Annotated in this window: 13 protein-coding genes; 1 reads left to right on the forward strand and 12 read right to left on the reverse strand. The window is 48.8% G+C overall.

Going from position 1 to position 13,233, the window contains the following annotated elements:
• Positions 1–12: 12 nt before the first annotated feature.
• The 12 genes from C7Y71_RS03865 to C7Y71_RS03925 form a co-directional block, all read right to left on the reverse strand.
• On the reverse strand, positions 13–564 hold the full coding sequence (locus C7Y71_RS03865) for a hypothetical protein (protein WP_146739410.1): 552 nt from the start codon (positions 562–564) through the stop codon (positions 13–15).
• A gap of 102 nt (positions 565–666) precedes the next feature.
• Complete coding sequence (locus tag C7Y71_RS11795) at positions 667–1,836, reverse strand: hypothetical protein (RefSeq protein ID WP_193215962.1); 1,170 nt, start codon at positions 1,834–1,836, stop codon at positions 667–669.
• An 80-nt stretch (positions 1,837–1,916) separates the two neighbouring features.
• On the reverse strand, positions 1,917–2,102 hold the full coding sequence (locus C7Y71_RS03880; protein ID WP_111898412.1) for a hypothetical protein: 186 nt from the start codon (positions 2,100–2,102) through the stop codon (positions 1,917–1,919).
• A 39-nt stretch (positions 2,103–2,141) separates the two neighbouring features.
• Entirely contained in the window at positions 2,142–2,324 is a 183-nt protein-coding gene (locus tag C7Y71_RS03885; RefSeq protein ID WP_146739411.1) for a hypothetical protein, read from the reverse strand.
• Positions 2,325–2,411: 87 nt separating this feature from the next.
• On the reverse strand, positions 2,412–5,687 hold the full coding sequence (locus C7Y71_RS03890) for a hypothetical protein (RefSeq protein ID WP_146739412.1): 3,276 nt from the start codon (positions 5,685–5,687) through the stop codon (positions 2,412–2,414).
• A 69-nt stretch (positions 5,688–5,756) separates the two neighbouring features.
• Positions 5,757–6,002: a hypothetical protein gene (locus C7Y71_RS03895; protein WP_111898414.1), complete on the reverse strand. Its 246-nt coding sequence runs from the start codon at positions 6,000–6,002 to the stop codon at positions 5,757–5,759.
• A 658-nt stretch (positions 6,003–6,660) separates the two neighbouring features.
• Positions 6,661–8,295, reverse strand: coding sequence for an alkaline phosphatase PafA (gene pafA, locus C7Y71_RS03900; protein ID WP_111898510.1), 1,635 nt, complete (start codon positions 8,293–8,295; stop codon positions 6,661–6,663).
• Positions 8,296–8,480: 185 nt separating this feature from the next.
• Positions 8,481–8,936, reverse strand: a complete 456-nt coding sequence (locus tag C7Y71_RS03905) for a transposase (RefSeq protein ID WP_111898415.1) — start codon at positions 8,934–8,936, stop codon at positions 8,481–8,483.
• A gap of 741 nt (positions 8,937–9,677) precedes the next feature.
• A complete protein-coding gene (locus C7Y71_RS03910; protein ID WP_111898416.1) occupies positions 9,678–10,076 on the reverse strand; it encodes an RNA-binding S4 domain-containing protein in 399 nt (132 codons plus the stop codon).
• 7 nt (positions 10,077–10,083) lie between these two features.
• Complete coding sequence (gene pth / locus C7Y71_RS03915; protein ID WP_111898417.1) at positions 10,084–10,647, reverse strand: aminoacyl-tRNA hydrolase; 564 nt, start codon at positions 10,645–10,647, stop codon at positions 10,084–10,086.
• A gap of 140 nt (positions 10,648–10,787) precedes the next feature.
• Positions 10,788–11,396, reverse strand: coding sequence for a 50S ribosomal protein L25/general stress protein Ctc (locus C7Y71_RS03920; RefSeq protein WP_111898418.1), 609 nt, complete (start codon positions 11,394–11,396; stop codon positions 10,788–10,790).
• Between the two features lie 213 nt (positions 11,397–11,609).
• Positions 11,610–12,029, reverse strand: a complete 420-nt coding sequence (locus C7Y71_RS03925) for a DUF3276 family protein (protein WP_146739414.1) — start codon at positions 12,027–12,029, stop codon at positions 11,610–11,612.
• A gap of 242 nt (positions 12,030–12,271) precedes the next feature.
• Between C7Y71_RS03925 and nusB the strand changes: the two genes are divergently transcribed.
• The gene (gene nusB, locus C7Y71_RS03930; protein WP_111898420.1) at positions 12,272–13,201 is read left to right on the forward strand and encodes a transcription antitermination factor NusB; all 930 of its coding nucleotides are present in this window, start codon (positions 12,272–12,274) and stop codon (positions 13,199–13,201) included.
• Positions 13,202–13,233 lie beyond the last annotated feature (32 nt).

A 13,233-nucleotide genomic window follows, 5' to 3' on the forward strand; every position in this document is an offset into this window, starting at 1 on the left:
TCTTAAAGTTCCTTAGCGTCTTCTGTGTCTTCTGCGTCTTCTTGGTAATAGTTTTCGCAAATATAGGTTTTTTCTTTCAGAAATTCGACATCTGCGGCGTTTTTCTTCTTTTCGGAGTTCATTTTCCTGCCGGAGTTCTTCTATAGAGAGCCGTTTTTCTTCGTCGCTTGTTACTCTGCAGAAGACGACGGACGTTCTGTCGGCTGATCTCAGGTGGGCAGCGCAGGCGGGGAAGAGGGGGCAGACGTCGTGGCACCTGTGGTAGGCCCGCAGGGAACAGATGTCGCAGGGCGAGTTTGCAGTGGAGAGTTGACTGTTGATCGTGGAGAGGTGAGAGTTGGGGCCTGTCGTATTGGCGCTCATGATGTCTGCCATGGCTTCGGTGGCTTCTCTTACGAGGAATGGACCGACGGGTGTGTAGGCGATGCAGCCGGTGGGTGTGTGGGTGAGTATGCGGTTCATCTCTTCTGCCGGTGGCAGGTTTCTGCCGCTGCGCAGGTCTCTCACGCTGAATGTCATGATGACGATGGCGGCTGGATTGGGGTTGTAGTTTTGGTTTTTCATTGGTTTTTGGTTTTTTCAGATTGCTTTTTTATAGCTGTTATAGAAGTTATAGAAGTTATAGTTTCTATAGTTTCGTATTTTCTATAGCTTCTATAGTTTCTATCATTCCGTTTCTTCTCTCTCTTCCGGCGGCAGCAGGAGTTGCTGTGCCTCCTTGTCGCCGGCTTGTGCGCGTGCCCTGAGTTGCCGGTAGTCTTCGTAGGTTACATAGTGCTTTTTGGCTTCTTCGGCGGCCTCCTGCTGTTTTTTCCGTCGATCTTCCTCGAGGTCTTTTCCCCATACGAGCATTTTGGGTTGTTCGTGCTGGTTGTCGTAATAGCCTTCGAGCACCTTGACGAAGTTGTCGCGGTAGAGGAGCCAGTCGAAGCCGAGGTGGCGGCCGAATTTGTTCTTGTCGTTGATAAAGTCGCTTTTAGCCGCTTTCTCGAGCACCTGACAGATGATGGGCTTGCCGAACTGACGTGCTATGAGGCAGAGTTTGTCGTAGCGCGGTCCGCTGATGGCCTGTATGGTGTATGCGCGGTGGTGGCGCGCCTGTATGGCGTTGAAGTAGATTCTGAACTTCTCTGCATCCACGTCCTCATGATTCGCTCCTGACAGGACTTCTGCATGACTGCCCGATATGACCTCAGCATTACAGCCCGATATGACCTCAGCCTGACCTGCCGACAGCGCCTCAGCATGACAACGAGATATGTCTTCAGCATATCCTCCTGAAAAAATTTCAACATTTCCGCCTCCGCCTCCGCTATGCGGTGCACCGTCACCGCATTCTTCGTTCTGTGCCCGTTCTGCTGTTGAGGCGGCGGAGTTTAGAGGTGGTGGAGCCTTTTCTTTATCTTTATCTTTTTCTTTATCTTTTTCTTTGTCTTTTTCTTTTATTATTCTTTTTTTCTTTTGCTTCTTTTCTTTTTTTCTTTTCTTTTCTTTTTCGCTTTCGTTTTCTTTTTCTGTTTCTTTTTCGTTTTCTTTTGTGGGAGTGGGCAGATTTTCCGGGGTTTCCGGGGTTCCCAGGGTTTCCGGGTTGTCCGGATTTTCAGGAAGGTCCGGAGTTTCCGGGAGAGCCGGATCGGTGTTTCCTTTGTTTTTCTGGCGGTCGATGTCGAGCATGATGCCGCAGAGTGCGAGGTTCATCATTTTGCTCGCGGGGCGTTTGCCGCTGACGATGTAGTCGCGCAGGGCGAGGATGGCGCGCTGGCGCATATCGGCTGACATGGCTTCGAAGTAGCAGAACCATTCTGTTCTGAAGGTAAATGCAGGGAAATTGTTCATAGTTGTAGATTTTTTGTGAATAATATGTATTAAATCTTTGGCCTTGTTTGATATTTCGCTGCAAAAATAACTATTATTTTTTAATTAGCAAATTTTTCAGCAAATATTTTTTTTCGGGGCGCAAAAAAAAGCCACAAAAGCGGGCAAATAAAGAAAAAAAGAAAAAGCCACCGTAGCACCAAAAAAAAAGCCACCTCGGCACCAAAGAAAAAAGCCACCGCAGCACCAAAGAAAAAAGCCACCTCGGCACCAAAGAAAAAAGCCACCGATATCGGTGGCTTTTATTTCAGAAAGCGGGCGGAGCCTCAGGGCTTTGTCCAACTGCCGTCGGTCCAACTGTTGTCATCTTTCGGTGCGAAGTCGAAACCGCCTTGGTTGGTGTCGCCGATGCCTTCGCCGCTGTTATCCTTTGGGATGGTTGTTGCGATGACGTTCTCGTGGCGCATTTCGAAAATCGCCGTGGCGGGGGTGATATAAGCCTTTTTCATTGTGTTTGTTGTTTTTTTTGTGGAATTTTCCGGAGGTTCCGGAAGTTTCCGGGGGTTTCCCGAAACTTCCGGACATTCCGGTTAATTTTACTTAATCACTTTCTTGCCGTTGATGATGTAAACACCCTTGGTTGCGTTGTTCACGCGGCGTCCCTGGAGGTCGTAAACGGTTCCGTTTTCAGCACCTGTTGTGATGCCGTTGATGCCGGTTACGTCTTCGCCGATACCACCGAAGATGTTTTCAAGACCACGTGTAGGAGTGCCTGCGGGGAGGTATGAGCGGTTAGCCGGTACTGTCAGACCGTTGATAGACCAGAACTTGGCTTCTGCTTCGCCCTTCTTGTAAGCGAGGATATAACCACCGCTTACTACGGAGGAGCCGTCGCCTGCTACGAGGAGGTTGCCTGCGGGTACGTCAACTGTTCCATTAACAGGGAGGAGAGGCACTGTTGCGCCCTTCACGCCGCTGATGATATAGCCCTGATCTGCTGCGATCTGGCTTGTAGCGATAGTGTCGAGGCGAGCACCTGCGCCGAGGTCTTCTGTGATGGTGAACACACCAACGTTGAGCGGCAGCTGTGCATCGTATCCGTTAGCAAAGCCCTGCATTACTTCTTCGCCGTCGGCTACGCCTGCCGGACTGATGAGTGTGATTTCTTCGATTTCAACGGGGATGAGATGCCACATTGAAGCATCGCCGTCTGCGGTCCATCCTGTGAGTGAGCCGGAAGCACCTGCACCGCTGTTGTGACCTGCTGCGTGGAGTGCTGCGTCAGTACCGCCGTTTGCGTTGTAAACGAGCGCAACCTTAGAAGGCTTCTTAGCCACTACTTCGAATGCGATACCGCTTGCTTCGTCTTCGGTTGTTACACCGGCCTTAGTCTGGAGGTATGTGCCGGCGAGAGGAACATAGAGACGGAAGGTTGTAGTGCCTTCTACTGCCTTCAGTTTCATGATTTGTGCTGCACTTACATCAACATTACCCCATGCCACATTCTTTGAAGATGTGTTGTAAAGCATAGCCTTGTCAACGCCTTGCTTAGTCCGGAATGCGTCGAGACCGCTCAGAATCAGATAGTAGCCTTCAGTTGCCTCTACCATCTGGTAGCCTTCAACCTTAGCCTTGAATGTGAGGTAGTCGTTATAGTTGGGCGCAGCCTTGAGGGCACTGTATTCTTCCGCGAGGTTCGATGCATCTGTAACCTGAAGCGCATTTACGCAACCTGCGTACTCGAAGTAAGGATCGATGTCGCTGGCGATGAGGTTCAGGACGAGGTCGTTGATGGTGAAAACCTTGAGGCATGAACCTGCATCAGAAGCAGCCGCAGAATGTAGCCATGTACTGATCTTGTTGCCGCGGTCGTTGATGTAGGAATTTGTACCGGGAACGTAGAGGTTGAAACCGTCTGTCTGGTTGTTGTTAGGAGAAATAGCGAAAGCGAACGGCGTTGTGTCGAACGTTGCTACGCTGTTGTCTGTTGTACCTACTCTCATGTAGCCGTGTGTTCTGTTGTAAACCGTGATGCCGTCGAATTCGTTACCACCGAATGTCCAGTAGTATTCATCGTTGGCGAGGTCGTAAGAAGAACTTGAAGTGACGTTGTTGCCGTATGCATACTTGGAACGGAGGATGAAGAAGTAAGGCGTAGATACTGTTGCATCTGTTGGGTCTGCCGACAGTTCGAAAGGCAGTGAAGAGTCGTAAGTAACTGTTACAGTCTGGTCAACATCAGTACTTGTAACTGTTGTCGGAGAGATGTTGCTTACATAATTAGGTGTGCCACCCAATGCACTTACCACGTTAATTTCTGTGTTTTCGGGCACGTTTTCGATAGTAACCGTCTTAACAACTCTGTTGTCGCGCGTTACGTTGAGCGTAACGGTAGTCACTGTTGCGGGCAGCGCTACGTCAACAGTACCTGCGAAGTTAGCGTCAGCAAGTGCTTCTGCGAGTGTAGCGAAACCGTTGTAGGATTCGATAGCATTTACTGCAGCACTGCTTGATACTGTTGCGCCTGATGTGAGGACTACGTCTGTGCCGAGGGCCACTTCTGTGCCGTCAACGTAAACAGATGTAAGACCGCCACCAGTGCAAGTGAAGTTGGCAACATAGGCTTCAGGAACAACTGTTACAGAAGGCACCTGAAGAATCTGCTGTACGTTACCTTCGTCGTGAGTAGTCCAACTGTCAATCATAACACCACCAGCACTCATGTTCAACGTTGCTGTTGGTTGATCTGTATTTGCGTCATTGGTGAACTTCAGAACGATAGGATAACCAGTCTTGTATGTGCTTGCGTCACCAGTAACATAAGCAGGAGCAGATGTTACGAGGTGGTGACTCTTGTTAGTGGTGTAACTTGCGAACTTCTTTGCACCTACGTTGTAGAGGTATGTTTTTCCGCCTAAAGTTACGAATGTCCACTGGTGGAGAGGATTAGTCATATCGGCTGTGCCGTTGGATACCATAGTTCTTGAGAACTCTGTTGCATCAGCAGACTCTGCGTGTATGAAAGCACGCGGTGTTGTAAGGGTGTAAGCCTTTGTTGCGTCTGCACTTGCCAAATCGGAGAGAATTGGCGAATAGAGAAGTACGATGCTGGTAGCAGTGATAGTGCCGGAAAGATCCAATGGCTGAAATGTTGTTCCATCTACAGCGCTAAGGAACGCATAACCATTAACGCTTGGAGCAGTGAAGGTATAGCCTTCAGCATAACCCATCAGTGAGTTGCTGCCGGTGCCCAATTCATTGTGGGAGGCATCGTACATGGTATAACTGTAGTTGTATTCTATGTCAGCTGCTTCGTATGTTACGTTAAACACCGGAACAAAGCAACCCTGGTTTGCACCTACTGTCAAAGCGATGTCAACATATTGTGCCTTGAGGTCTGTTACTGTAAGAGTTGCTGCTGCTGAAGCACTTGTACTTGTTGCAGTAGCAGAAACGCCATTACAACTCAATGTAACCGGATAACTTGCATTTGCATTGTAGAACTGCATTTCAATACCATTGATGCGATAACCATTAGCAATGGCTAATCTATAATACAATGTATTACCGTTTACCAAGCCACTATTACCTCTGTACATGGCAAACCCGTTAGCATTGTAACTATTCATGTTACCCCAGGTACCATCTCTTACTTCAAGAGTAATCTGGGGAGTAGAGCCGGTGTTTACCCAACTGCAACACCACGTAGAACCTGATTGCGCATCACCTGCACCCTGAGAATACTTTCCACCTCTGTAGAAAGTACCGCCAGTGGTGGATGTACCGTTCAGCGACACAGTGGTCTGCGCGCTTGCTCCGATGCCGCACATAGCAAGCAGTAGGAGCATCAAGAAATTTGTAATTCTTTTCATGTAATTTGGAAAAGTTGAATTAATAAAAAATTGAATTAAAATGTGAATTATTGATTTTCTTTATTTTGATTAATCCTTAGTTCTTGCCGTGCTTTCACATCGGCAGTTTATAAGTTCTGTTATATCCAGTTCTGTTATATTCAGTTTCGTTATGTTATATTTCGTTATGTATAAGCGTAATTCTTTTTTCTCATCGGCGCGCAAAATTACAGCAAAGATTTTGATTGTTGCAACTTTTTTTCTGTTTTTTTCTTTTTCGGGCGCAAAACATGTCCGCCCCGGCTCTTTTTCAGGCGTTATGGTATCAAATTGCATTAGTTTTGGAATGCGTGGCAATTCATGCTGTTTTGGAACACGAAGGGCATGAAGGCTTCGCTGCGGCCATTTTCATTTTTACGTGAATTATCATGAATTTCCATGAATTATCTTATCTGAATTATTCCTGTCAGGATTTATGGCAATTCATGTTGTTTTCGCTTGTGCCGGTTTCTCTCTTTGGCTCACAAAAATAATAAAATATCTGGATTTTCCGGGCTTTTCCAGAAAAATCCAGATATTGTGGTGATTACTTTTCTGTGCCCCCGGACCGGGCTCACGATACTGTGCCGCCCGGACCGGGCTCACGATACTCTCACTGCATATAACAGGGGTTTCAGTCGCTTCGCTCCTTTCACCCCTGCCTATGCTGTATCGCCCTTATAGGGCTCACTGTGCTACTCCAAACATAACAGGGGTTTCAGTCGCTTCGCTCCTTGCACCCCTGCCTAAGCTGTATCGCCCTTATAGGGCTCACTGTGCTACTCCAAACATAACAGGGGTTTCAGTCGCTTCGCTCCTTGCACCCCTGCCTATGCTGTATCGCTCCTCCGGAGCTCATACGTAAATTGCACTCTCAACTGTCAACTCTCCTCTCTCAACTGTCAACTCTCCTCTCTCAACTGTCAACTCTCAACTGTCAACTCTCAACTGTCAACTACCTGAACTCAATGGGTTGTCCTGTGCAGCCGTTTGGCATTTGTATGGAGAGGAGGTTGCAGATGGTTGGTGCTATGTCGGTCATGTGTACTTCGCGGGAGGATTTTCCTTTTGGTATGTGCCATCCCATGAAGAGGCATGGTATGTGTGCGTCGTAGGGGTTCCATACGCCGTGTGTGGTGCCTTTTACGAGTTTTTGCTCTGCATCTCCGTAGATGGCGGGTTGTGGTATGGTTGCTATGTCGCCACTGCGTAGGCGGTTGTAGCCGTTGATGGCGCGTTCGCGGACGGGTTGCGGCACTGTTGCTGTGCTGATTTTTTCGAGTTCTGCGACGTATGCGAAGCGTGTGTCTTTTTTGAGGTAGTCTATGGCGAGTTGTGTGAGTTCTTCGGGTTTGATGCCGAGTTCTTCGATGACGTCGCGTTGGAGTATGATTTGGCAGTTGGCGTCTCCGAAGATGAGTTTTCTGTCGGTGCCGTAGTGCTGCTGTAGGTATTTATTGAGCGCGCGTGTGGTTTTTCCCATGTCCCATGGTTGGGATGGTATGCGGTGGTCTTGGTTGAATGAGATGTTGTGTGCTGCGCCGTGGTCTGCAGTGAGGAAGACGATGTAGTTGCCTTCGCCTACGTGTTTGTCGAGCGTTGTGAGGAAGTCGGCGAGGTCGCGGTCGAGGCGTAGGTAGCAGTCTTCGGTTTCTGCTGCGTTGATGCCGACGTGGTGTCCTATTCCGTCGGTGGTTGATATGCTGACGGTGAGTATGTCGCATTCGCTGCCTTTTCCGAGTTGTTCTCCTTCGAGTGCTGCCTTAGCGATGTCGAAGGTGATGGTTGCTCCAGCTGGCACGTATTTCATGAGTCCGTATCCCCATGATTTTTTGGCTTCGGGCACGTCGATGGGGAACACGGTGGGTTGTCCCTTGACGTATGTGCCTTCGTATGGTGCGTCGTCGGCTGTGCTTTGGGTGTAGGTTTCTATGGGGTAGAGGGGTTCCCATTTTTGCGAGAGGTATTTGTCGGCGAGTTTACGTTCGTTGAATTTGTTCACCCAGTCGGGGAGTTTGTCGGTGTAGAATGTGCTGCTGATGAAGTTTCCTGTCTCGTTGTCATACCAGTATGCGCCGTTTGCGGTGTGTCCTGCGGGGAGTATGGCTCCGCGGTCCTTTATGCTGACGCCTATTGTTTTCGAGCGGAAGTTTGTGGCAAGCCGGAGTTCGTCGGCGAAGGTGGTGGTCATCATGTTCCTGGGCGACACTTTTCCTTGCTTTCCTGTGGTGCCTACGCCGATGACTGTGGTGTCTTCCACGCATCCCACCCACTTATAGCCTATCCGGAATGAGTTGCCCACTATGCCGTGTACGGAGGGGAATGTTCCGGTATATACCGAGGCGTGTCCTGCTGCTGTGACGGTGGGTATGTAGTTGATCATGCAGTTGTCGCAACTGAATCCTTCGCGCATGAGGCGTTTGAATCCGCCTTCGCAATAGCGGTTCTGATAGCGCATGAGGTAGTCCCATCGCATTTGGTCGATGACTATGCCTACTACGAGTTTCGGGCGTTCGGGTTGTGCGCTGACGGGGCGGGCGCAGAGTGCCGTGAGGGCAAGGATGATGAGGAGTTTGAAGAGGGTTTTCATGATGGTTTGTTTTTTTTCAAGATTGTAAAACATGCAGCCCTGTAAGGGCTATACAGCTTAGGCAGGGGTGCAAGGAGCGAAGCGACTGGAACCCCTGTTGTATTCAGAACAGAATTGTGAGCCCCATAGGGGCGATACAAAAATAGTAAAAAAAATTAAAACAAAAAACACCACGCAAATATGTATCAGTCGCAAAAGGCATAGCGTTCTTCGTATTCTATCTCATATTCCTGCAAAAACAATTTATATTCTTCTTGAAATGTTCGTTTCGTATGATGCTTTTCTTGATTTTTGATGTAACTCACCGTTTTATCCTTTAGGGAAGGACTGACAGAAAAGGCACCATAACCACTTTGCCAACTAAAATCCATATACATAGGGGCAAGCGTTTTAATCCATCTACTACTTTCTGCTTTCAAAGTCTTTACGAACTCCGAAATGCTTATTGTTTTTGGCAAAACAGTAAGGATGTGTATATGGTCTCGCATTCCGCCTACTTCAACATAATCAGCACCAATATTTCGTGCCGTTGTGGCGATATATGCGAAAAGCCTATTCAAATCTTGCTTTTGTACTGCAACGCTTGTTGTTTTAACATGAAAGATGCAGTGAACATAAAGTTTTAGATATGTATTTGCCATTGTTTAGATGAGATTTTTCTGTATCTATATGATATTTTCTGTATCGCCCCGATGGGGCTCAATATACTGTTGCTAACATAACAGGGGTCCAGACGCTTCGCTCCTTGCACCCCAGCCTAAGCTGTATCGCCCTTATAGGGCTCACTGTGCTACTCCAAACATAACAGGGGTTTCAGTCGCTTCGCTCCTTGCACCCCAGCCTAAGCTGTATCGCCCTTACAGGGCTCACGGTGCTACTCCAAACATAACAGGGGTCCAGACGCTTCGCTCTTTGCACCCCTGCCTAAACTGTATCGCCCTTATAGGGCTCACTGTGCTACTCCAATACATAACAGGGGTTTCAGTCGCTTCGCTCCTTGCACCCCTGCCTAAGCTGTATCGCCCTTATAGGGCTCACGGTGCTACTCCAAACATAACAGGGGTTCCAGTCGCTTCGCTCTTTGCACCCCTGCCTAAGCTGGATCGCCCTTATAGGGCTCACTGTGCTACTCCAAACATAACAGGGGTTTCAGTCGCTTCGATCTTTGCACCCCTGCCTAAGCTGTATCGCCCCGATGGGGCTCAATATACTGTTGCTAACATAACAGGGGTTCCAGTCGCTTCGCTCCTTGCACCCCTGCCTAAGCTGTTGCGTCCCTATGGGACTACCATGCGGATTGGTTTATGGTTGAAATTCCTCGAGATTCTATTATATTCTCGAGATTCTATTATATTCTAAAAATCCTATAACTCCTATAGATTTTATAGTTCTTCGTCATCGTCGAAGAAGATGGGTTGTGTGAATTCTTCGAGGGCACGTCGGTCCTTCTTGGTAGGTCTTCCTGTGCCTTTTGCTCTGTTGACGAATCCGCTGATGCGGCTCATTTCGAGTATTTCGTACTGTTCGGGGTCGGTGATGTTTTCTATGATGTCGGGCAGGAGTTTCGCCCCTACCCTTTTCTCTATGGCTTGGAGTACGCGGAAGGTGTAGGTGACGGGTGGTTTTCGCACGCTCACTTCGTCGCCTTCCTTCACTGTGCGGGCGGGTTTTGCGAGTGCGCCGTTGATGCTCACCCTTCCGTTCTTACAGGCGTCGGCTGCGATGCTTCGTGTCTTGAAGATGCGTACAGCCCATAGCCATTTGTCGAGTCGTGCTTCCATGTGTTGCTTATTTTCCGTTGTACTGGTTCATTGTGGCGTCGATGCCTTGCAGTGCGTAACTTTTCACGGCTTCTGCGGCACGTGCTATTCTTTCTTCGAGGGTTTGCTGCTCTTCGGGCATGAAGTCGCTGAGCACGAAGTCCACTTGTCCTCCCCTGCGGAATTCGCTGCCTATTCCGAAGCGCAGGCGGGCGTAGGCTTGTGTGGAGATTTGCTGTGCTATGGATCGCAGTCCGTTGTGTCCGCCTTCGCTGCCTGATGCCTTGAGGCGTATGGCACCGAGTGGCAGTGCGAGGTCGTCCACCACGACGAGGAGTCTTTCCACGGGTATGTTCTTCTTGTTGAGCCAATAGCGCACGGCATTGCCTGAGAGGTTCATGTATGTGGTGGGTTTGAGGAGGATGAGCGTCTGGTTTTTTACGCGCACCTCAGCCACGTAGCCGTATCGTCGGTCTTCAAATTCTACTCCTGCTTCGCGTGCTATGTGGTCCACAATCATGTAGCCTATGTTGTGGCGTGTTGCTGCGTATTCGTCTCCGGGGTTTCCCAAGCCGGCTATGAGGTGGTTCATTTTTTTTAGTTTTTTGGGGAGGGGCGGATTTTCCGGATTTTCCGGAGGATTCCGGATTTTCCGGCAATTCTCCTAAAAGAATTAACCCAAATCGGTTTTTCAGGACCGATTTGGGTTTTATTGTTTTTGTTTATGCTTTGTTATTCAGCGTTTTCAGCGGCTGCTTGGTCGGCTGCGCTTCGTGCAGCACGTGTCATGCGGATGGTGCATACGATGACCTCTTTCGGTGTTACGAGTTCGAGGTTGTCGTAACTGAGTTCACCCACCTTGATGGACTTACCGAGTTCGAGCGCAGAAACGTCGATGTCGAGTTTTTCGGGAATGTCTTTGTAGAGACCGCGTACGTTGAGTTTGCGGAGCATGCTTGAGAGGCGACCACCGGCGCGTACACCGGGAGCGTGTCCTACCATTTGGATAGGAATACCGATGACGATGGGGTTGTCGGGTGTGATTTCGTAGAAGTCAACGTGTAGCACGTTGTCCTTGACGGGGTGGAACTGTGTTTCCTTCACGATTGCCTGATGTGCTTCTCCGTCGAGGTCGATGTTTACGATGTACACATCGGGTGTGTAGATGAGTTTCTTGATTTCCTTTTCTGACACTGCGAAGGGAGTTGCCTCAGGCAGTTTGTCTTCGCCTCTTTTCAGTCCGTAGAGCACGCAGGGTACGTTGCCCGTTGCTCTCAATGCCTTAGCGGCTTTTTTACCGCCTGCGACACGTGCTGTGCCGCTGATAGAGATTTGTTTCATTTGTTTGTTTGTTTTGTGTTACTCTAAATTAAGTATTTCTTAATTCGCCATCACACATTGAGGGCTTTCTGCCCTCGCTGCTGAGCAAATCGGCTGCAAAGGTAGTCAATTTTCTCTTGGCGGCAAAAGTTTTGCGGGGTATTTTTTTCAGAAATATAGAAACTATAGAGGCTATAGAGGCTATAGAGGCCATAGAGACTGTTCTGAGATTTCTCAGAACTCTATGTCGATTTTGAATTCGTCTTCTTCCGGAGTTTCTTCTGTTGCTTCGGGTTCGCTTACTTCAGCAGGTTCTGCCGGTTCTTCTGCCGGTTCTTCTGCCGGTTCTTCTGCTGTTTCGCTTTGCTCTTCCTGATTTTTCCACGCTACTCTTTCGGTAAGTCCTGCGTTCTGCCTGATGTAGTCCATGGCTTCCTGGAAGGCGTCGTTGAACTTCAGGAGGTCTTCGCGATAGAGGAAGATTTTGTGCTTCTCGAACACGGGCTTCTCAAGTTCCGTACCGTCCTTCACCCTCTTGCTTTCCGTAACAGAGAGGTAATACTCATCATTTTTGTCCTGCTTGACGTCGATATAGTACATGCGGCGCCCTGCCTTCATAGTGCGTGAGAACAGGATTTCGTTTATTTCGGTCATAATTTTGATTGTTATGCTTATTGGTTCAGATTTGTACAATAGTTTATTTTCATCTGCAAAAGTCGTTATTTTTTCGGAACTATGACACAAAAGACATGATAAATTTTTCCATTTGTCAAAAAAAGTTCATTTTATGTCAGCAAAAGCATTTTTTATCGTATCTTTGCATTAGAATTCTCACTATGGCTCATTCCGGCGGCATACGTTTTGCTGTCCTGAGTCTTTAACTTTTCGGAGGAAAAATGATAAACAGAGAACTGATACGTCTGAAGGTGGTGCAGTTGCTTTACGCCTACTACCAGAACGAAGGAAAGCCGCTCGACGTGGCTTTGAAGGAATTGGATTTCAGCCTTCTGAAGGCTCACGATTTGTACTGTTACCTGCTGTCGCTCCTTGTAGAAGTGCGCAAGACGGCAGAGCGGCACGCCGAGGTGGCAGAAACACGCAACAAGCGCATGAAGGTCAGCATTGACGGCGAACTGCCCGAGCGTATGCTGGCGAACAACAAATTCCTGCTGCAACTTGAGGAAAACACAACCCTTACCGCCTACCGCGAGAAGAAGAAAGAACTCGCCGGCGAGGAGAACCTGATAAAGAAACTCTATACGGCGTTCATGGAGAGCGAAGTGTTCGACATGTTCGTCAAGATGGAGGACCGCTCGTACGACGCGGACCGCGAACTGGTGCGCAAACTCTACAAGACACACATTGACGGCAACGACATGTTCGACACTGTGATAGAAGAAGGCAGCCTCTACTGGAACGACGACAAGCACGTGCTCGACTCGTTCGTGATGAAGACCATCAAGCGCTTCAAGCCCGAGAACGGTGCCGATCAGGAACTTCTGCCACCTTATAGCAATGAGGAGGACCACGCGTTTGCGCAAGAACTCTTTCAGGCAGCCATCACACGCAGCGAGGAGATACGCACACTTATCCGCAAGAACTGCAAGAACTGGGAGTTTTCACGCCTGGCGCTGATGGACGTCGTCATCATGCAACTGGCGCTGGCAGAGTTGTTCACCTTCGCCCACATCCCCATCAGCGTGACGCTGAACGAATACCTCAACCTGGCGAAGGTGTACAGCACACCGCGCAGCCCGGGCTACATCAACGGCCTGCTCGACAACGTAATCAAAAAACTCAAGAAACAAGGCGCCATCATGAAATGAGCGTCACGACAGCAACAGACTAATAACTCAAC

It is taken from the genome of Pseudoprevotella muciniphila, assembly GCF_003265305.2.
Lineage (GTDB): Bacteria > Bacteroidota > Bacteroidia > Bacteroidales > Bacteroidaceae > Alloprevotella > Alloprevotella muciniphila.

Excerpts from the sequence above, each read along its gene's own strand:
- C7Y71_RS03865 (WP_146739410.1), bottom strand. The coding sequence starts at position 564 with ATGAAAAACCAAAACTACAACCCCAATCCAGCCGCCATCGTCATCATG.
- C7Y71_RS11795 (WP_193215962.1), bottom strand. The coding sequence starts at position 1,836 with ATGAACAATTTCCCTGCATTTACCTTCAGAACAGAATGGTTCTGCTAC.
- C7Y71_RS03885 (WP_146739411.1), bottom strand. The coding sequence starts at position 2,324 with ATGAAAAAGGCTTATATCACCCCCGCCACGGCGATTTTCGAAATGCGC.
- C7Y71_RS03890 (WP_146739412.1), bottom strand. The coding sequence starts at position 5,687 with ATGAAAAGAATTACAAATTTCTTGATGCTCCTACTGCTTGCTATGTGC.
- C7Y71_RS03895 (WP_111898414.1), bottom strand. The coding sequence starts at position 6,002 with ATGCAATTTGATACCATAACGCCTGAAAAAGAGCCGGGGCGGACATGT.
- pafA (WP_111898510.1), bottom strand. The coding sequence starts at position 8,295 with ATGAAAACCCTCTTCAAACTCCTCATCATCCTTGCCCTCACGGCACTC.
- C7Y71_RS03905 (WP_111898415.1), bottom strand. The coding sequence starts at position 8,936 with ATGGCAAATACATATCTAAAACTTTATGTTCACTGCATCTTTCATGTT.
- C7Y71_RS03910 (WP_111898416.1), bottom strand. The coding sequence starts at position 10,076 with ATGGAAGCACGACTCGACAAATGGCTATGGGCTGTACGCATCTTCAAG.
- pth (WP_111898417.1), bottom strand. The coding sequence starts at position 10,647 with ATGAACCACCTCATAGCCGGCTTGGGAAACCCCGGAGACGAATACGCA.
- C7Y71_RS03920 (WP_111898418.1), bottom strand. The coding sequence starts at position 11,396 with ATGAAACAAATCTCTATCAGCGGCACAGCACGTGTCGCAGGCGGTAAA.
- C7Y71_RS03925 (WP_146739414.1), bottom strand. The coding sequence starts at position 12,029 with ATGACCGAAATAAACGAAATCCTGTTCTCACGCACTATGAAGGCAGGG.
- nusB (WP_111898420.1), top strand. The coding sequence starts at position 12,272 with ATGATAAACAGAGAACTGATACGTCTGAAGGTGGTGCAGTTGCTTTAC.